18 protein-coding genes and 1 riboswitch are annotated in these 16,597 nt (G+C 55.4%); of the genes, 13 read left to right on the forward strand and 5 right to left on the reverse strand.

All coding sequences use genetic code 11. The features are described from left to right. Positions 1 to 27 precede the first annotated feature (27 nt). Positions 28 to 744 carry an ABC transporter ATP-binding protein gene (locus NG99_RS19035; RefSeq protein ID WP_034896403.1) on the reverse strand — a complete coding sequence of 239 codons (717 nt, stop codon included), beginning with the start codon at positions 742 to 744 and terminating at the stop codon, positions 28 to 30. Positions 745 to 1,664: 920 nt separating this feature from the next. On the opposite strand from NG99_RS19035, the gene uvrB reads away from it, so the two are divergent. Beyond that, positions 1,665 to 3,689 carry an excinuclease ABC subunit UvrB gene (gene uvrB / locus NG99_RS19045; RefSeq protein WP_034896409.1) on the forward strand — a complete coding sequence of 675 codons (2,025 nt, stop codon included), beginning with the start codon at positions 1,665 to 1,667 and terminating at the stop codon, positions 3,687 to 3,689. 32 nt (positions 3,690 to 3,721) lie between these two features. On the opposite strand, the gene NG99_RS19050 is transcribed toward uvrB, so the two are convergent. Beyond that, positions 3,722 to 4,630, reverse strand: coding sequence for a gluconeogenesis factor YvcK family protein (locus NG99_RS19050; protein ID WP_034896410.1), 909 nt, complete (start codon positions 4,628 to 4,630; stop codon positions 3,722 to 3,724). A 188-nt stretch (positions 4,631 to 4,818) separates the two neighbouring features. Further along, positions 4,819 to 4,949: riboswitch (molybdenum cofactor riboswitch) on the forward strand. Between NG99_RS19050 and moaA the strand changes: the two genes are divergently transcribed. From moaA to NG99_RS19095, 9 genes are all read left to right on the forward strand, one after another. Continuing rightward, positions 4,936 to 5,925 (forward strand): GTP 3',8-cyclase MoaA, encoded by a 990-nt coding sequence (gene moaA, locus NG99_RS19055; RefSeq protein WP_157032657.1) that lies wholly within the window; start codon positions 4,936 to 4,938, stop codon positions 5,923 to 5,925. Its footprint overlaps the riboswitch before it by 14 nt. Positions 5,926 to 5,942: 17 nt before the next feature. Continuing rightward, on the forward strand, positions 5,943 to 6,458 hold the full coding sequence (gene moaB, locus NG99_RS19060) for a molybdenum cofactor biosynthesis protein B (protein WP_034896414.1): 516 nt from the start codon (positions 5,943 to 5,945) through the stop codon (positions 6,456 to 6,458). 4 nt (positions 6,459 to 6,462) lie between these two features. Beyond that, positions 6,463 to 6,948, forward strand: coding sequence for a cyclic pyranopterin monophosphate synthase MoaC (moaC, locus tag NG99_RS19065; RefSeq protein ID WP_034896416.1), 486 nt, complete (start codon positions 6,463 to 6,465; stop codon positions 6,946 to 6,948). Next, a complete protein-coding gene (gene moaD / locus NG99_RS19070; RefSeq protein ID WP_034896418.1) occupies positions 6,941 to 7,186 on the forward strand; it encodes a molybdopterin synthase sulfur carrier subunit in 246 nt (81 codons plus the stop codon). Before moaC ends, moaD begins: the two co-directional genes overlap by 8 nt. A gap of 4 nt (positions 7,187 to 7,190) precedes the next feature. Beyond that, complete coding sequence (moaE, locus tag NG99_RS19075; protein WP_034896420.1) at positions 7,191 to 7,643, forward strand: molybdopterin synthase catalytic subunit MoaE; 453 nt, start codon at positions 7,191 to 7,193, stop codon at positions 7,641 to 7,643. A 153-nt stretch (positions 7,644 to 7,796) separates the two neighbouring features. Beyond that, positions 7,797 to 8,849: a DUF1615 domain-containing protein gene (locus NG99_RS19080; protein WP_408606419.1), complete on the forward strand. Its 1,053-nt coding sequence runs from the start codon at positions 7,797 to 7,799 to the stop codon at positions 8,847 to 8,849. Between the two features lie 233 nt (positions 8,850 to 9,082). Beyond that, on the forward strand, positions 9,083 to 10,246 hold the full coding sequence (locus NG99_RS19085; protein WP_034896424.1) for an HNH endonuclease signature motif containing protein: 1,164 nt from the start codon (positions 9,083 to 9,085) through the stop codon (positions 10,244 to 10,246). A gap of 7 nt (positions 10,247 to 10,253) precedes the next feature. Beyond that, a complete protein-coding gene (locus tag NG99_RS19090; protein ID WP_034896426.1) occupies positions 10,254 to 10,718 on the forward strand; it encodes a YrhA family protein in 465 nt (154 codons plus the stop codon). 360 nt (positions 10,719 to 11,078) lie between these two features. Then, positions 11,079 to 11,789 (forward strand): Bax inhibitor-1/YccA family protein, encoded by a 711-nt coding sequence (locus tag NG99_RS19095; RefSeq protein WP_034896427.1) that lies wholly within the window; start codon positions 11,079 to 11,081, stop codon positions 11,787 to 11,789. A gap of 33 nt (positions 11,790 to 11,822) precedes the next feature. On the opposite strand, the gene NG99_RS19100 is transcribed toward NG99_RS19095, so the two are convergent. From NG99_RS19100 to NG99_RS19110, 3 genes are read right to left on the reverse strand one after another with little or no spacing between them, the layout of a single operon-like run. Further along, positions 11,823 to 12,791, reverse strand: a complete 969-nt coding sequence (locus NG99_RS19100; RefSeq protein ID WP_034896429.1) for a lysylphosphatidylglycerol synthase domain-containing protein — start codon at positions 12,789 to 12,791, stop codon at positions 11,823 to 11,825. Then, complete coding sequence (gene clsB / locus NG99_RS19105) at positions 12,791 to 14,035, reverse strand: cardiolipin synthase ClsB (RefSeq protein ID WP_034896431.1); 1,245 nt, start codon at positions 14,033 to 14,035, stop codon at positions 12,791 to 12,793. The genes NG99_RS19100 and clsB overlap by 1 nt, the downstream gene beginning before the upstream one ends. Further along, the gene (locus NG99_RS19110; RefSeq protein ID WP_034896433.1) at positions 14,032 to 14,793 is read right to left on the reverse strand and encodes an endonuclease/exonuclease/phosphatase family protein; all 762 of its coding nucleotides are present in this window, start codon (positions 14,791 to 14,793) and stop codon (positions 14,032 to 14,034) included. The genes clsB and NG99_RS19110 overlap by 4 nt, the downstream gene beginning before the upstream one ends. Before the next feature lie 182 nt (positions 14,794 to 14,975). Between NG99_RS19110 and NG99_RS19115 the strand changes: the two genes are divergently transcribed. The 3 genes from NG99_RS19115 (at position 14,976) to NG99_RS19125 (ending at position 16,597) form a co-directional block, all read left to right on the forward strand. Beyond that, the gene (locus NG99_RS19115; protein ID WP_034896435.1) at positions 14,976 to 15,365 is read left to right on the forward strand and encodes a YbhQ family protein; all 390 of its coding nucleotides are present in this window, start codon (positions 14,976 to 14,978) and stop codon (positions 15,363 to 15,365) included. 121 nt (positions 15,366 to 15,486) lie between these two features. Beyond that, positions 15,487 to 16,038, forward strand: coding sequence for a cytochrome b (locus NG99_RS19120; RefSeq protein WP_034896436.1), 552 nt, complete (start codon positions 15,487 to 15,489; stop codon positions 16,036 to 16,038). A 31-nt stretch (positions 16,039 to 16,069) separates the two neighbouring features. After that, positions 16,070 to 16,597 (forward strand): tetratricopeptide repeat protein, encoded by a 528-nt coding sequence (locus tag NG99_RS19125; protein WP_034896438.1) that lies wholly within the window; start codon positions 16,070 to 16,072, stop codon positions 16,595 to 16,597.

Below are 16,597 nucleotides of genomic sequence, written 5' to 3' on the forward strand. Positions count from 1 at the left end.
AAATGGCCCTGAAAAGGGCCGCTATCACTACACCGTCATCCAGGTATTGAGCATACTGTCGTCCAGCTGTGCGACCTTGCCGTGGGCCACATTGCGCCCGCGATGCAGCAGCAGGAAATAGTCGGCCACCTTACGGATAAACGAAATCCGCTGCTCAAGCAGCAGGATCGTCAGGCCGAAATCATGATTCAGACGATGGATCAGGTTACCCATCTCTTCTTCCAGCCATGGCGACATGCCTTCCGTCGGCTCATCAAGAATAAGTAGCTTAGGCTGTAGCACCAGCGCTCTGGCCAGCGCCAGCTGCTGCTGCTGGTCAAGCTGCAATTCGCCGCTGCGCTGATGCCGTAAAGAGTAAAGGGCAGGAAACAGGTCGTAGACCATTTGCGGAATGGCCCGGTGCCGCTCCATCCCCGCCCCCGCCAACAGGGCAATTTGCAGGTTTTCCTCCACGCTGAGCTGAGAGAAAATCTGTCGCCCCTGCGGCACGTAGCCAATGCCTAACGCCGCGCGCTGCTCCATCGGCTGTAGCAGCAGATCCTGCGGGGGGAGGTTAGCCTCCTGCCAAATCATCGAGCCGCTGTTGATCGGCAGGTGACCCATAATGCAGTTTACCAGCGTGGTTTTGCCCATGCCGGGTCGTCCAAGAACGCCGGTGCAGGTGCCTGGGGGAAGATCCAGATCGACATCCCACAGAATATGATGTTGTCCATAAAATTGGTTGATAGAACGTAAGCTGAGCATCTGACACTCTCCTCCAGACAGTTTTCGATCGCACCTGGTTGCATCCGCTCTACGTCGTGTGGCAAACAGTCGTCAACGTTTCTGATGAAACGCCTGCGGCTTCGTGCTCCTCGCTCTGGTGTTATGAAAGCGTGAGGCGGTTACTCCTGTCTTGCAATAGCCAGGCCAACCTGGCGAAACGCTGAGAAATTACCGCATGGCCTGGTGATTAGCACCAGTAATTAGTAACGAAAGTTAAACAATTGCACCGGGTAATATTCTTCTGCACTCTGGGGGTGCCAGGGAGTAATCGATTGTGGTGCAATTGCCTGCCGCGAAGGCAAATGGGCGCTGTCACGAGACTGTAAAAAACGCGGAAAAAATGCTAGCCGCGGCGGGTGAAATATGCCTTTCAGGTCCATGAATCCTCGGGCGTCAGGTTAAAATAATGCAAAAAAAATTATTTGCGCGGTCGATCGCAGGTCAGCGCTGATTTATACACATCAGACGGTTCGGGCGCTGAAATCAGTTATCCACCATTCCTGTGGATAACCATGTGTATGAACGTCTGAAAACTTACGTAAAGCTAGAGCGGGCGCGGCCTGAGCACGAGTTGCTGTGAAACTCGGCTTCCAGTGTAACTGTTAATAAATCAACACGTTAATGAAAATCAAGCGCAAGAAAATTCCCATATATGCTGGCCACCGCATTTTGTCTGTGGTGCTTGACAATTGTTAAAGTTCATCTCCTTTTGGGGATAACCAACACCGGCTGGCGACTGGCTTTCTTTCACGCTGGGCTGCGGAGGAGCAACGCTGCTGTCTTGCAACGCATCATGCAAAATAACTGTGATTATATCCAGTCTTTTTTGCTGGTAAAATCGTCTGGTACGGGTAAAATTAGAATCCTGTCCGCGCGAATCATTACCAGGTAGCCATGCAATGAGCAAAGTCTTTAAACTCAACTCCGAATTCAAACCCGCAGGCGATCAGCCTGAGGCGATCCGTCGGCTCGAAGAGGGGCTGGAGGACGGGTTGGCGCATCAGACGCTGCTCGGCGTAACGGGTTCTGGTAAAACTTTTACCGTCGCCAACGTGATAGCCGACCTTAATCGTCCAACGATGGTGCTGGCGCCAAATAAAACGCTGGCGGCGCAGCTGTACGGCGAAATGAAAGAGTTCTTCCCCGATAACGCGGTCGAGTACTTCGTCTCTTACTACGACTACTATCAGCCCGAAGCCTACGTGCCCAGCTCTGATACTTTTATCGAAAAGGATGCCTCGGTAAACGAGCACATCGAGCAGATGCGCCTGTCGGCCACCAAAGCGCTGCTGGAGCGACGGGATGTGATTGTGGTGGCTTCGGTCTCCGCAATTTACGGTCTGGGCGACCCGGATCTCTATCTGAAGATGATGCTGCACCTGACGCGCGGCATGGTCATTGACCAGCGCGCCATTCTGCGTCGGCTTTCGGAACTTCAGTACACGCGAAACGATCAGGCCTTCCAGCGCGGCACTTTCCGCGTACGCGGCGAGGTGATCGATATCTTCCCGGCAGAGTCGGACGACTATGCGCTCCGCGTGGAGCTGTTTGATGAAGAGGTGGAGCGCCTGTCGATCTTCGACCCGCTTACCGGCCAGGTTAGCTCGATTGTCCCGCGTTACACTATCTACCCTAAGACGCACTATGTGACCCCGCGCGAGCGCATCCTTCAGGCGATGGAGGAGATCAAGGTCGAGCTGGTCGAACGTCGCAAGGTGCTGCTGGACAATAACAAGCTGCTGGAAGAGCAGCGTATTTCTCAGCGTACTCAGTTTGACCTGGAGATGATGAACGAGCTGGGCTACTGCTCAGGCATTGAAAACTACTCGCGCTACCTTTCCGGGCGTGGGCCAGGTGAAGCGCCGCCCACGCTGTTTGACTATCTGCCGGCGGATGGTCTGCTGGTGGTTGATGAATCCCACGTCACCATTCCGCAAATTGGCGGCATGTATAAGGGCGACCGCGCGCGTAAAGAGACGCTGGTGGAGTACGGTTTTCGCCTGCCTTCCGCGCTGGATAACCGCCCGATGAGGTTTGAAGAGTTTGAGGCGCTGGCGCCGCAGACTATCTATGTCTCCGCCACGCCGGGCAACTATGAGCTGGAAAAATCCGGCGGCGAGGTGATTGATCAGGTGGTACGCCCAACCGGTCTGTTGGACCCGCTGATCGAAGTACGTCCGGTAGGGACGCAGGTTGACGATCTGCTCTCTGAAATTCGTCAGCGAGTCGCCATCAATGAGCGCGTGCTGGTTACGGTGCTGACCAAGCGCATGGCCGAAGACCTGACCGAATATCTGGAAGAGCACGATGAGCGGGTGCGCTATCTGCACTCGGATATCGATACCGTGGAACGGGTGGAGATCATCCGTGACCTGCGTCTGGGGGAGTTCGACGTGCTGGTAGGGATTAACCTGCTGCGTGAAGGGCTGGACATGCCGGAAGTGTCGCTGGTTGCCATTCTGGATGCGGACAAAGAGGGCTTCCTGCGCTCCGAACGCTCACTGATCCAGACCATTGGCCGTGCGGCGCGTAACCTGAACGGCAAGGCGATCCTCTACGGCGATAAAATCACGCCGTCAATGGCCAGAGCCATCAGCGAAACCGAGCGCCGCCGCGAGAAGCAGGAGATCTACAACGCGGAAAACGGCATCGTACCGCAGGGCCTCAACAAGAAAATTGCCGATATTCTCGAACTGGGGCAGGGCATTAACAAGAACAAAACCAAAGGGCGTGGCAAATCCTCTCGCAGCATTGTGGAAGACGATGCGCCGTATCTCGATCTGTCGCCGAAAGGGCTGCAGAAGAAGATCCACGAGCTGGAGGCCAAAATGCAGGAACATGCGCAGAATCTGGAGTTTGAAGAGGCCGCCAGTGTGCGCGACCAGCTTCATCAGGTTCGCGAGCTGTTTATCGCGGCATCCTGACCTGAGGCAGCAGAGGCGGGACCTGTTCCGCCTTACTTTATCGCCTGAATCGCGTGCTCCAGCGCAATATGCAGCAGCTGGCGATCGTGACGGTATTTTATGTCTGCGGCTTCCAGCGGCTCCTGAATAATCAGCCGATCGGTGACGTGGCTGGTATCGGCCGCTGGCCCGACGACGACGGCGTCAATCACCTTTTTACCGATGTATTTTTCCATCATCGCCAGCTTACCCGCCAGCGGCAGCTGCGCGGCGGCGGGGCTTAGCTCTTTACCCAGATTACCGATAAATACCATGGTGGCCGGCGTGCGGCGCAGCGCCTGCGCCATATCCGGCATCAGCAGCACGGGCATCAGGCTGGTATAAAAGCTGCCTGGCCCAATCAGGATCAGATCGGCCTCGGCCACCGCCTCGATCGCTTCGCGGGTCGCGCTGACGTTGGGGGAAAGCATCAGCTCCTGCGGCGGGAGCTGCATCTGGTCAATCTCCGTCTCGCCATAAACCTGATGGCCTTCGCTGTCGATCGCCACCAGATCGACCGGCTGTTCCGACATCGGGATCAGGAAAGCATCGACCTTCAGCAAGTTGCGGATCAGATTAATGGCTTCAAAGGGGCGAACGCTAAGATGATCCAGCGCTTTCAGCATCAGATTGCCCAGATTGTGCCCCGCCAGCTCGCCATTGCCGCTAAAGCGATATTCGAACATCGCGGAGGCCACGCTGGGTTCTGCAATCAGCTGGTTGAGGCAGTTACGCATATCACCCCAGGCAATGCCGCCTTCCGAGCGGCGGATGCGCCCCGTTGAGCCGCCGTTATCCGTGGTAGTGACAATGCCGGTCAGGCGAGAACCCAAAGGAGAAAGGGCAGACATCACGCGGCCAAGACCGTGTCCGCCACCTAAAGCCACCACTCTGTCGAGATCGGCTAACGTGCGATTACGCATAAAAATCCTTGATTGTGTTTAAGCCTGGTTAATACGAGACGCAACGCATTGGTACACGGACTATTTTAGCGTAGTCCACGACAAAGCCAGGGGTAAAAATCGTTATATATCATAATACATAGCGAAACTCAGTTCTGGTAAGACCCTTACTTTGGCGGTAGAATTCTACCACCAAGATTTACCGGCGTGCGGTAAATCACACTTAGCCCTGACGCCTACGTCTTTTGATACGGTGTCCTGGCCGCAACCTTGAGTTGCCAGGGTGCAGAAAGAAATGCCTGCATCTCCCGATTTGGAAAGGTGTCCTGGTGTCACAATTTACCGATAACTTCGACCGCAAGTTCTATTACCTGCGACTGTCGATCACTGATGTCTGCAATTTTCGTTGTAGCTATTGCCTGCCTGACGGCTACAAACCGCAAGGGGCGAATAACAAAAGTTTTCTGTCGCTGGATGAGATCCGGCGGGTTACCCGTGCCTTTGCCGCGGCGGGAACCGAAAAAGTCCGTCTGACCGGCGGCGAACCCTCCCTGCGCCGCGACTTTACCGACATCATTGCCGCCGTACGCGAAAACCGCGCCATCCGGCAGCTGGCGGTCACCACCAACGGCTATCGTCTGGCTCGCGACGTGGCGCAGTGGCGTGACGCCGGGCTGACCGCGCTCAACGTCAGTATAGACAGCCTTGACCCCCGTCAGTTTCACGCCATTACCGGCCAGGATAAATTCCATCAGGTGATGGACGGTATTGATGCGGCGTTTGCCGCCGGTTTCAGCAAGGTGAAAGTCAACACCGTGCTGATGCGCGACATTAATCATAACAGCCTGCACACCTTTCTTGAGTGGATCCGTACCCGGCCCATTCAGCTACGCTTTATCGAGCTGATGGAAACCGGCGACGGCGGCGATCTGTTCCGCACGCGCCACGTATCGGGGAAAGTGATCCGCGATCGTCTGCTCTCGCAGGGATGGGTGCGGCAAATTAGCGAGCGCAGCGCCGGGCCAGCGCAGGTGTTCTGCCACCCTGACTATCAGGGCGAAATTGGCCTGATCATGCCGTACGAAAAAGATTTCTGCAGCACCTGTAACCGCCTGCGGGTCTCGGCAACGGGCAAGCTGCATCTTTGTCTGTTTGGCGACGGCGGCATTTCACTGCGCGACCTGCTGGAAAGTGACGACCAGCAGGATCAACTCCAGGCCCGCGTTGCCGCCAGCCTGAGCAGCAAAAAGCAGACGCATTTCCTGCATCAGGGCAATACCGGCATTACGCAAAACCTCTCTTATCTCGGTGGTTAACATTAAGGACGTTAAAAATGGGTAAACCCTCAGCTGAATTTAAGTCGCTCAACGTAGCGGTACTCACCATCTCTGACAGCCGCGATGCGGCCAGCGACAGCTCCGGTGACTATCTGCGTGAGGCGGCAACCGAAGCCGGTCATCAGGTGCTGGACCATGTACTGATCAAAGACGATCGCTACCAGATTCGTGCTCACGCCTCCCGCTGGATCGCCAGCAGCGATGTTCAGGTGGTGCTGATTAACGGCGGCACCGGATTCAACAGCAAGAACAGTACGCCCGAAGCGCTGCTGCCGCTGTTTGATCGTGAAATTGAAGGATTCGGCGAGCTGTTCCGCATGATCTCTTATGAAGACATCGGCACCTCGACGATTCAGTCCCGCGCGGTTGCTGGCGTGGCCAACGGGACGGTGATTTTTGCCGTGCCGGGTTCAACCAGTGCCTGCCAGATGGCGTGGGAAAGGATTATCCAGGATCAGCTGGATGCGCGCACCCGTCCCTGTAATTTTGTCTCGCATGTGAAGAAGCCCTAACGTTATGTCGCAACTTACCCACATCAATGCCTCCGGCGAGGCGCATATGGTGGATGTTTCCGCCAAAAACGACACCGTGCGTGAAGCGCGTGCCGAAGCCTTCGTGAAGATGCATCCTGAAACCCTGAAGATGATTGTCGACGGCAGCCATCATAAAGGCGATGTTTTCGCTACCGCGCGGATCGCCGGTATTCAGGCCGCCAAGCGCACCTGGGAACTGATTCCGCTCTGCCATCCGCTGCTGCTCAGCAAAGTTGAGGTTTCGCTTTTTGCCGACGAGGCGAACAGCCAGGTGCGGATTGAGTCGTTGTGCCGCCTGACCGGCAAAACGGGCGTGGAGATGGAAGCGTTGACGGCGGCCTCCGTGGCCGCGCTGACCATTTACGATATGTGTAAAGCCGTGCAGAAAGACATCAGCATTGAGCGGTGCCGCCTGCTGAGTAAAAGCGGCGGCAAGTCCGGTGATTTTCAGGCGGTGTCCGATGATTAATGTGCTGTTTTTTGCCCAAATCCGCGAACTGGTCGGCACGGGAAGCGTGACCATGACGGAGGAGTACGCCACGGTCGAGGCGCTGCGTGCGGCGCTGGCCTCGAAGGGCGATCGCTGGGCGCTGGCGCTGGAGTCCGGCAAGGTGCTCTCTGCGGTAAACCAGACGCTGGTAGCTATGCAGTATGAGCTGAAGCCTGGCGATGAGGTCGCCTTCTTCCCGCCGGTAACCGGAGGATAAATAAATGGAAACGCGGATCAGAGTAGGGCAGGCCCCTTTTGATATGGGCGAAGAGTACCGCTGGCTGGCGGCCTGTGATGAAGATGGCGCGGTGGTGACCTTCACCGGTAAAGTGCGCAATCACAACCTTGGTGACAATGTTTCAGCACTGACGCTGGAGCACTATCCGGGGATGACGGAAAAAGCGCTGGCGGAGATTGTGGCCGAGGCGCGTGAGCGCTGGCCAATGCAGAGGGTGACGGTGATTCACCGCATCGGCGAACTGTTCCCCGGCGATGAGATTGTGATGGTTGGCGTCAGCGGCGCGCATCGCTCCGGCGCGTTTGCCGCCGCCGAATTTATTATGGATTACCTGAAAACCCGCGCGCCTTTCTGGAAGCGGGAAGCCACTCCGGAAGGCGAGCGCTGGGTCGAATCTCGCGACAGCGATCGCCAGTCCGCTGCGCGCTGGGAATAGCCCAAACCGGCAGCGGCTTTTTTTCCGATCCAGGCCGATTGCGGGCCGTTCCGATGGATTATTGCCGCTGCGCTCTGTACCCTCAGGCCATTAGCTTTATCATAAACAAGGAAAGCAATGACCGCCTGTAAACGTCTTTCTCTGCTGGCGCTGATGGTGCTGGCGGGCTGTACAAGCCAGCCTGAAAAGTCGATCCCCGAGCGCCGTCCGGCCGATGTTAAAGCGCAGATTGCCCAGTTGCTTCCCCCCAAGGTCAGCGATCGTCAGGGATGGAGTAACGATATCTTCGCTGCATTTAACGGCCAGGGGTTGGATCCTTCGCTCACCAATCTCTGCTCGGTGATTGCCGTCACCGATCAGGAATCTACCTTCAGCGCCGATGCTAACGTCCCCGGTCTGCCGGGCATTGCCTGGGGCGAGATCGATCGTCGGGCGGGCAAGCTGCATATTCCTTCCTTCCTGGTGCGCACCGCGCTGATGATCAAATCCCCTGACGGCAAAAGCTATGCGGCCCGACTGGACAGCGTGCGCAGCGAGAAAGAGCTGAGCGCAATCTTCGATGATTTTATTGATATGGTGCCGATGGGGCAGAAGCTGTTTGGCAATCTGAACCCTGTTCACACCGGCGGGCCAATGCAGGTGAGCATTGAGTTTGCCGAAGCCCATGCCAAAGGCTACCCGTATCCGGTAGACGGTTCGATTCGACGGGAAGTGTTCAGCCGTCGCGGCGGCGTCTGGTTCGGCACGATGCACCTGCTGGGCTACCCGGCAGATTACAGCCGACAGGTTTTCCGCTTCGCCGATTATAACGCCGGATGGTACGCCAGCCGGAATGCGGCCTTCCAGGCGGCAGTCTCAAAGCTTAGCGGAATAAAGCTGGCGCTGGATGGCGACCTGATTCTCTACGGCTCGGATGCGGCAGGCTCTACCGAGCTGGCGGTAAGGACGCTGGCTAAGCGTCTGGATATGAGCAATGGGGCGATCCGCAGCGCGCTGGAAAAAGGCGAAACGCAAGCGTTTGAAAAAACCGATCTGTGGCAGCAGGTTTTCGCGATGGCGGATAAAAATGCCGGCAGGCGCCAGCCGCGCGCGGTGCTGCCGGGTATTAAGCTGGAAAGCCCGAAAATCACCCGTAATCTGACCACGGCCTGGTTCGCCCAGCGGGTTGACGGGCGTTATCAGAATTGCCTGGCGCGCGGCAGATAACTCTTGCTCTGGCGCCAGGTTTCCAGCGCATTCCCTGGCGTGCTGTCAACGCTTCCGCTTGTGGGGTAAATCTGTCCGTCTCTCCCTGATAAGGCTGCCAGCCAGAGAGAGTGTCCCCTCTTTCTGACCCTGAAATGTGTAAAATATAAAATGACTGTTCAAAAATCAGGGTTATCCGTGAATCAATGTTAGGGTAATATTTGTACTTTAAATTTTATCTCCATGGAATGGATATGAGCTTCAGCTTACCGGGAACGGATTTATATTATCTTGCTGCTGATAACCTTGATCCCGAGCGTTATGAGTGGATCCTCCCCCCCTTCAGAGCCTGGTCCCGCATTGGTCGTGAATATGAATTTGACGATCGCCATACGTATACTGGTTACGTTGTTAACATGCGAAAGCGTGACGGGAGGACATATGCTTATCAGCAGCCGCCACATGGGCCACGGCAAAAAGAAAAACTCGAAAGAATGATTTTTTCTGGCGAGGTGGTGATGCTGGATGTCAGACAGTCACCGGGCGCGCTTTTTTATATTAACGAGGGTGGTTTGCTGATTTGCACGGATCGTCATGCGTTTCGTTTCAGCGGCGCGGAAAGAATTCTCCGCGAATATACTGCCTCGGTAAGGCGCAGAGACTATCGCAGCCGGGGAGGGAAACCACGACCAACGTCACTGAGTGTCGGAGGATATAGCGTCGCGCCAGAACAGCGCGAGCAGGCGACAAAAAAACCGGAAACCTTCGCTACCCTCAACAGCAAGGCTGTAGGGCGCTTGCTGGCCGCAGGTGGCATTTACCACCAGAATCCGGAGATGTTTGCGGATACAGCCCGTAAGCTGGGCGGAGAAGCGGCGGAGGGATTTGACCAGGTACTGAATCAGCAGACCGCTGGCTCTCTCATCGCATTAAGCTCACTGGCCGCTATCGGGCGCGGAGCGGTACATCCTGCCTCTGTTACTGAACTGGAAAAACTGAAAAGCTTTCTGGGAACGTACAAAGGAGAAAAAAAACTCCTTCAGAATATTGATATAGTAAAAATGGACTACGTTAAGCGGAGTAATTCTGATTTGGCTCTGATGCGACGTGAGTTCAATAATGGAATACGTCGAGACTTTGTTAACAATGTTGCGAATCATCCGGACGTAGTGGCCAGGGTAGACTCGTCACAATTACAAATCATGAAAACAGGTAGGGTACCTTCTGGCTACCAGGTTCACCATAAATTACCACTTGAAGATAGCGGGACTAATGATTTTTCAAACCTGGTTCTGATTAAGGACTCCCCTGAGCATCCTGTTTTTACGACAGTACAGCGGCAAATTAGCAGAAGCCTGACGCCAGAAGGAAGTAACATTGTACTGTGGCCTGTCCCTCGAGGCGTAATTTATCCGTGAGAAGCCAATGACAAACTTAGAAAAAGCGGTCTGTGAGTTTAATTGTATTAGTAAAAGCATGGGCTATGAAATCACTCCTCCCTATACCGGGGAGTTTATTCAATATGATTTTGGCCGGGGAATTGAACACGGACAGTCTGATTTTTGGCATCAATACTATGCTTTTGTGAGCATCAGCAATGGGCTCTTTGCTGATGGGCATACGTTTTATGGTGTTAACGATAGCGGCGATCCAGAAACTGGTAAATTAATTGAGTTTAATCAAGCTCTGGAAGTTATGGGACTTGAAGATGAAAGCATGATGGGCAGGATAGTCATAGGCGGCAACAATACCGATACTTTTTACTACGATACCCGCTCAGGAAAATGGGAATCCTGCGATCGTATCGGCACAAATAACATATGGGAGTCCTGCGACACCCTGGCTCAACTTATTGAAACACAGAATAATATGCTGAAAGATAGTCAATAACTCTGACATTTTTCTGGCAAGGCCGCTATTCTCCCGGCCGCCGTTTCCGCATTTTTCATTGCGGTTTCGGCGCGGCCAGGCATGAAGAATTCCCCGATGTAAAAAGATAACGTGTTGCTAACTTCCTGTGTAGAATTCTCCCTGTGCTGTTTTTATCGGCGAATCTGGCGCAAACTTTACCGACGGCCGAAACGATTTCGCCTGCCGTCAGCAACGCCAGGTAAACTGTCAGGCAAAAAGCGCGGGGCAGGGCTGGCTTATCTTCCCCTGACTGTGCCAGACTTAACCTTGAGCGGGCGACCTCCAGCGGCCTTCACTCCGCTGAGATCGCTTCATTTATTTGAGATTCAGGAGAGCATCATGGATCGATATCCACGTTCCAACAGTTCTATGGTTACAGGGGCCCGCACGGGTCTGCAAACCTACATGGCACAGGTTTACGGCTGGATGACCTGTGGACTGCTGCTGACCGCATTCGTCTCGTGGTTTGCCGCCAATACGCCAGCGGTGATGGAGCTGGTCTTTGCCAACCGTATCACCTTCTATGGCCTGATTATTGTGCAGCTGGGGCTGGTGTTTGTGCTCTCCGGCATGGTGCACAAGCTGAGCGGGGCGGCGGCGACCGGGCTGTTTATGCTCTATTCGGCGCTGACCGGTTTAACCCTGGCGAGTATTTTCCTCGTCTACACCTACTCCTCGATTGCCAGCACTTTCCTGGTCACCGGCGGGATGTTTGGCGCGATGAGCTTCTGGGGTTACACCACTAAACGCGATCTTAGCGGCATGGGCAGCATGCTGTTTATGGCGCTGATTGGTATCCTGCTGGCCTCGGTGGTAAACATCTGGCTGAAGAGCACGGCGCTGATGTGGGCGGTGACCTATATTGGCGTGGTGGTGTTTGTCGGCCTGACCGCCTATGACACGCAGAAGCTGAAAAATATTGGCGAAGGGATCAACGTTGAAGACAAAGAGAACCTGCGTCGCTACTCAATCATGGGGGCGCTGACGCTGTATCTGGACTTCATTAACCTGTTCCTGATGCTGCTGCGGATTTTCGGCAACCGCCGCTAACGGTGAGGGGGCGAACAGCGTCGCCCCCTGCCTTTATGGCGTTTTTGCCATTTTCTCTTCGTTCTTCTCCCTCAGCGTTTTCGCCCGTCCTTCCAGCCAGAGATAAAGCACCAGCGCCAGCAGCAGCGGGGCAATAAAGTAAATCACCCGGTAGGCGAGCAGCGCAGCGATAATGGCGCCGTGAGACAGATGTTCGCCGGCCAGCAGTGCCAGGAACACCGCTTCCAGCACGCCAATCCCGGCCGGAATATGAATAATCACCCCGGCAATACTGCTGATCAGCAGCACGCCCAGCACCTGGGGATAGTCCACTTTCTGCGCCAGCAGCAACCAGATAATGGCGCCCATCACCAGCCAGTTGGCGCTGGAAACGGTGAACTGGAGAAGGGCCATGCGCAATGAGGGCAGCGCCAGCTTGTGGCCTTTGATCGTCCAGCGGCGGCGCTTTGAGAAGGCGCACAGCGCCAGGTAGACCACGACAAACGCCAGCAGCGCCACGCCGATGATTCTCAAGGTTCCTTCGCCAATAAACCAACCTGAAGGAATCGGCACCAAGCCGACGCTGAAGACCACGCCAGACACCAGCACGTATCCCAGCCAGTTAGTGGCAATGCTCAGCGAAAAAATGCGCGTGATAGTGCGGCTATTCAGGCCGAGCCGGGAGTAGAGGCGGTAGCGCATGGCTACGCCGCCAACCCAGGTGCTGAGCGTCAGATTAAAGGCGTAGCAGATAAACGACACCAGCATCACCTGGCGCTTTTGCAGCTTGTGGCCGCAGTAGGCCTGGCCAATCAAATCGTAGACGCCGTAGGTCAGATAGCTGACGACCGCCAGCGCCACGGCGGCCAGGATGGCAAAGCGGTTGTAGTGGGTGATGACCTCGATAACGTCATGCCAGTTGACCTTACGGGCGTAGATCGTCAGCAGAACGGCGACGGCGATGAAAAACAGCCAGGTAAGGATCTTCTTTAGCCATTTCCAGCGTGAATGTGCAGCAGACATCAGGATTTTACTCGCTTTTTCTCAGGCTCAAGGCGATCCTGGGTTTCCAGTTCGGGCTGAACGGGGGGCGGAACCTGCGCCAGCTTTGGCGTATGCGCCGGAAGCCAGCCGGCAATCGCCGGGAAGTGACGGAGGAAATGAAAGACCAGCACGCTTTTCGCCAGCTGCCGCCAGTTTTGCTTCGGCAGATGGCTCTCTTCGACGCGCTGACAATCTTCTTTCAGCAGGCGGTTCAAATTTCCTCTTACCGTTTCGTTAAACGTCCGATCGTGGATCATCAGATTGGCTTCAAGGTTTAGCGACAGGCTGAGCGGATCGAGATTGCTGGAGCCAACGGTTGACCAATGGCTATCCTGTACGGCGATTTTGGCGTGCAGCGGGCGGCGGATATATTCATAAATCTCCACGCCGCCGCTCACCAGGTAATTATAGAGCAGCTCTGCGCCGACCTTAACGATCGGCATATCAGGCTCGCCCTGCACAATCAGCTTTACCGACACGCCGCGCTGAGCCGCGCTGCGCATCTCTCGCAGCAGCCTGTAACCGGGGAAGAAGTAAGCATTAGCGATAATCACTTCCCGCTTTGCGTCGCGCAGCATATCGATGTAGTGCTGTTCAATGTCGTTACGGTGCTCATCGTTATCGCGCCAGACCAGCAGCACCTGGGCATCGCCTGGCGTGGCATTCTTTGCCGGGCGGTGAGAGCTGCCGCCCCACCAGCGTCGGGTGATCTGCTGGCTGTTGATGGCCTGCTGCACATAGCGCGTAATATCCTCAACAATCGGTCCTTTCACCTCAACGGCGTAATCCTGCTTGGCCTGTGGCCCGTAGCTTGAGTTGTGCTCGCTGGAGTAGTTGATCCCGCCGACAAAGGCAATCTGCCCGTCACAGACCACGATTTTACGGTGCAGACGGCGGAAGATGTTGGTTCTCATGCCGAAGATCAGCGGGCGCGGATCGTAATAAAGAAAGCGGACGCCAGCCGACGTCAGGCTGTTAATGAAGCTGTCGGAGAGATCGTTCGAACCGTAGCCATCCAGCATCATTTCCACTTTTACTCCCCGGTTTGCCGCCTCCAGCAGCACCGTATGCAGCTCGTTACCCACCTCGTCCTCAAATAAAATAAACGTTTCCAACAGCACGTTCTCCCGCGCCCGCCGGATCGCTTCAAAGACGCGGGGGAAATATTCTTCCCCGTTTTCCAGCAGGTGCAGGCGGTTGCCGTCGCGCCATTCCATGTTCATAGGTGGATCTCCACGGCGAGAGGGGCGTGATCGGAAAGATGTGACCAGGGGCGCAACGGTATCGTCTGCGGATGGCTTATCGCGGCATTTTTCACGTAGATACGGTCAAGCCGCAGCAGCGGAAAACGGGCCGGGAAAGTACGCGCCGGGCGACCGGACTTCCGGCTGAACACTTCGTCCAGCGCTGCGCCTTTTTTAAGAATGGCGTTGGCCTTTTGCTGCCAGTCATTAAAATCACCGGCTACCACCACCGGCGCATCCGGCGGCAGGCTGTTGACCAAATCGCAAAGTAATTTCAGCTGCGCATGACGATGGGCATCACGCAGGCCAAGATGGACGCAAATAGCGTGCAGCGGCTGAGGCCGATCCGGAATGCTAACCTGACAGTGCAGCAGGCCGCGTTTTTCGGTGCCCTCAACGGAAATATCTAAATTGTTATATTCCACAATCGGTAAGCGCGACAGGACCGCGTTACCATGATGCCCTTCGGGATAAATCGCGTTGCGTCCGTAAGCGTAATCATTCCACATGGTGTCGGCCAGGAATTCGTAATGAGGTGTGTCCGGCCAGTTCTCAATCTCCAGCTGATTGACGGCGTGGGTGCCCATCACCTCTTGTAAAAAGACCATATCGGCCGAGGTTGCCCTGACCGCATCACGCAGCTCAGGCAGGATAAAACGTCGGTTAAAGGCGGTAAAACCCTTGTGCGTATTGATCGTCAGGACTTTTAATGAAAATCCCTGCGCGTTTTGTGACATACTGTGCGCGCTCTCCTTTTCAACTGATGAAGAGTAAAGTGTAGTCTTTGTCACAAAAGAGTGCCCTGAAACGGCGTTCTTTGCGGCATTATCCGAAAATTGCGTTAGTCTGAGGAAATTCGTTATCACTTGCTGTGTTAACAAGGCTGGGCGACCTGTGTTGGGTCTGCCAGGAGAAGAAAATGAAATGGTCTAACCGTATTCAGATTGTCACCGGACAAACCTGTGTACATATCACGCTCCACCTCCTGCTGATTGCCGGGCTGGTGTGGGGATGGAAACACCAGGCGCTGCTCCAGGTCAGCACGGTATTTCTGGCGATGTATGCCAGCGTATTTGCCGCCATGCTGCTGACTCAGCGGATGCCGCGTCTGCGCCGGGTAGGCGACTTCTTAGAAGATGTCAGTACTACCTACTATTTTGGCGCGGCGATGCTGGTGCTGTATCTGCTCTCCCGCGTGATCCACAACAACCTGCTGTTAGGTTGTATTGGCGTGCTAATGCTGACCGGACCCTGTGTGGTCTCTCTGCTGGCTAAAGAGCCTGTTCGCGCTCGCCAGCGTCATCGCTAAGCATAACGGGCCACGCAAGTGGCCCGTTTTTTATAAAAACCCCCTCCGTTAGAACAAAACGAACTGAATAAAATCCCGCGCTGGCGTGTTAACCCTGTAATCACTCACGGGGAATTTCATCATGCGTCAGACCACCGCTTCTGCTCACTACGACTGGCTAACCATCACGCTGCACTGGCTGACGGCGCTCGACGTGATCTTTCTGTTTGCCAGCTTTCAGGTCTGGTCACGGCTGGAGAGGGGCACGCCGCTGCGCCATGACCTCCAGTCCCTGCACATCTCCTGCGGCATTTTGCTGGCGCTGCTGATGGTGGTGCGGATCTTCTGGCGCGTCAGCAAAGGCCGTCGCCTGCCGCCCGCCAGCGCATCGCGAGTGGTGCACATCGGCGCTAAGTCGGTACATGGCCTGCTCTATCTGCTGCTGATCGCGCAGGTTGCTTTAGGGTTTCTGTTCCGCTGGGCCCAGGGCGAACCCTTTGCCTTCTTCGGCTTTGGCGATTTATCCGATCTGGTCTATATCGAAGGTTCACTGCGTAAGTTGTTGGGATCGCTGCACTATTACAATGCCTGGCTGATTATCGCGCTGGCAGGCGGCCACGCCGTAGTGGCGCTGCTGCACCATTACGTGCTGCGCGACGGCACGCTGAAACGCATGATCCCAGGGGCCAAATAATCCTCAGCCGTACTCTACCGGAGTTGCAAAAATGAAGACAAAAATCAGTCGTGTGTTATGCCTGGCCGCGCTTTCCGTCGTGCTGGTGAGCGGGATGGCCCACGCAATGGGCGATGATGATGACAAGCCGCCAACCTGCCCAAAAGGGCAGATCTACGATAAAAAAGCCAAAAGCTGCGTGGCCGATAAAACCAGTATGATTAACGACAGCGATCGCACCGATTATGCCTATGCGCTGGCGAAAGCCGGGCGCTATGATGAGGCGCTGCAAACGCTCAATCAGCTGAAGCAGCCCAACACCGCGAAGGCGTGGAACTATCGCGGCTACGCTACCCGCAAGCTGGGGCGCACCGACGAGGGGATTGGTTACTATCAAAAATCTATCGCGCTGGACCCGCACTACGCACAGGTCCGTGAGTATCTTGGCGAGGCGTACATGATCAAACGGCAGCCCGATCTGGCGCGCGAGCAGCTAACGATTATTAAAGGCATTTGCGGCACCGGCTGTGAAGAGTACCGCGATCTTTCGGCAGCCATTAACGGCCACCCGGAGTCCTGA

This window comes from Erwinia typographi (assembly GCF_000773975.1).
Taxonomy (GTDB): Bacteria; Pseudomonadota; Gammaproteobacteria; order Enterobacterales; family Enterobacteriaceae; genus Erwinia; species Erwinia typographi.

Coding starts and splice junctions, on each gene's coding strand:
- NG99_RS19035 (WP_034896403.1), bottom strand. CDS start 744: ATGCTCAGCTTACGTTCTATCAACCAATTTTATGGACAACATCATATT.
- uvrB (WP_034896409.1), top strand. CDS start 1,665: ATGAGCAAAGTCTTTAAACTCAACTCCGAATTCAAACCCGCAGGCGAT.
- NG99_RS19050 (WP_034896410.1), bottom strand. CDS start 4,630: ATGCGTAATCGCACGTTAGCCGATCTCGACAGAGTGGTGGCTTTAGGT.
- moaB (WP_034896414.1), top strand. CDS start 5,943: ATGGGTAAACCCTCAGCTGAATTTAAGTCGCTCAACGTAGCGGTACTC.
- moaC (WP_034896416.1), top strand. CDS start 6,463: ATGTCGCAACTTACCCACATCAATGCCTCCGGCGAGGCGCATATGGTG.
- moaD (WP_034896418.1), top strand. CDS start 6,941: ATGATTAATGTGCTGTTTTTTGCCCAAATCCGCGAACTGGTCGGCACG.
- moaE (WP_034896420.1), top strand. CDS start 7,191: ATGGAAACGCGGATCAGAGTAGGGCAGGCCCCTTTTGATATGGGCGAA.
- NG99_RS19080 (WP_408606419.1), top strand. CDS start 7,797: ATGGTGCTGGCGGGCTGTACAAGCCAGCCTGAAAAGTCGATCCCCGAG.
- NG99_RS19085 (WP_034896424.1), top strand. CDS start 9,083: ATGAGCTTCAGCTTACCGGGAACGGATTTATATTATCTTGCTGCTGAT.
- NG99_RS19090 (WP_034896426.1), top strand. CDS start 10,254: ATGACAAACTTAGAAAAAGCGGTCTGTGAGTTTAATTGTATTAGTAAA.
- NG99_RS19095 (WP_034896427.1), top strand. CDS start 11,079: ATGGATCGATATCCACGTTCCAACAGTTCTATGGTTACAGGGGCCCGC.
- NG99_RS19100 (WP_034896429.1), bottom strand. CDS start 12,791: ATGTCTGCTGCACATTCACGCTGGAAATGGCTAAAGAAGATCCTTACC.
- clsB (WP_034896431.1), bottom strand. CDS start 14,035: ATGAACATGGAATGGCGCGACGGCAACCGCCTGCACCTGCTGGAAAAC.
- NG99_RS19110 (WP_034896433.1), bottom strand. CDS start 14,793: ATGTCACAAAACGCGCAGGGATTTTCATTAAAAGTCCTGACGATCAAT.
- NG99_RS19115 (WP_034896435.1), top strand. CDS start 14,976: ATGAAATGGTCTAACCGTATTCAGATTGTCACCGGACAAACCTGTGTA.
- NG99_RS19120 (WP_034896436.1), top strand. CDS start 15,487: ATGCGTCAGACCACCGCTTCTGCTCACTACGACTGGCTAACCATCACG.
- NG99_RS19125 (WP_034896438.1), top strand. CDS start 16,070: ATGAAGACAAAAATCAGTCGTGTGTTATGCCTGGCCGCGCTTTCCGTC.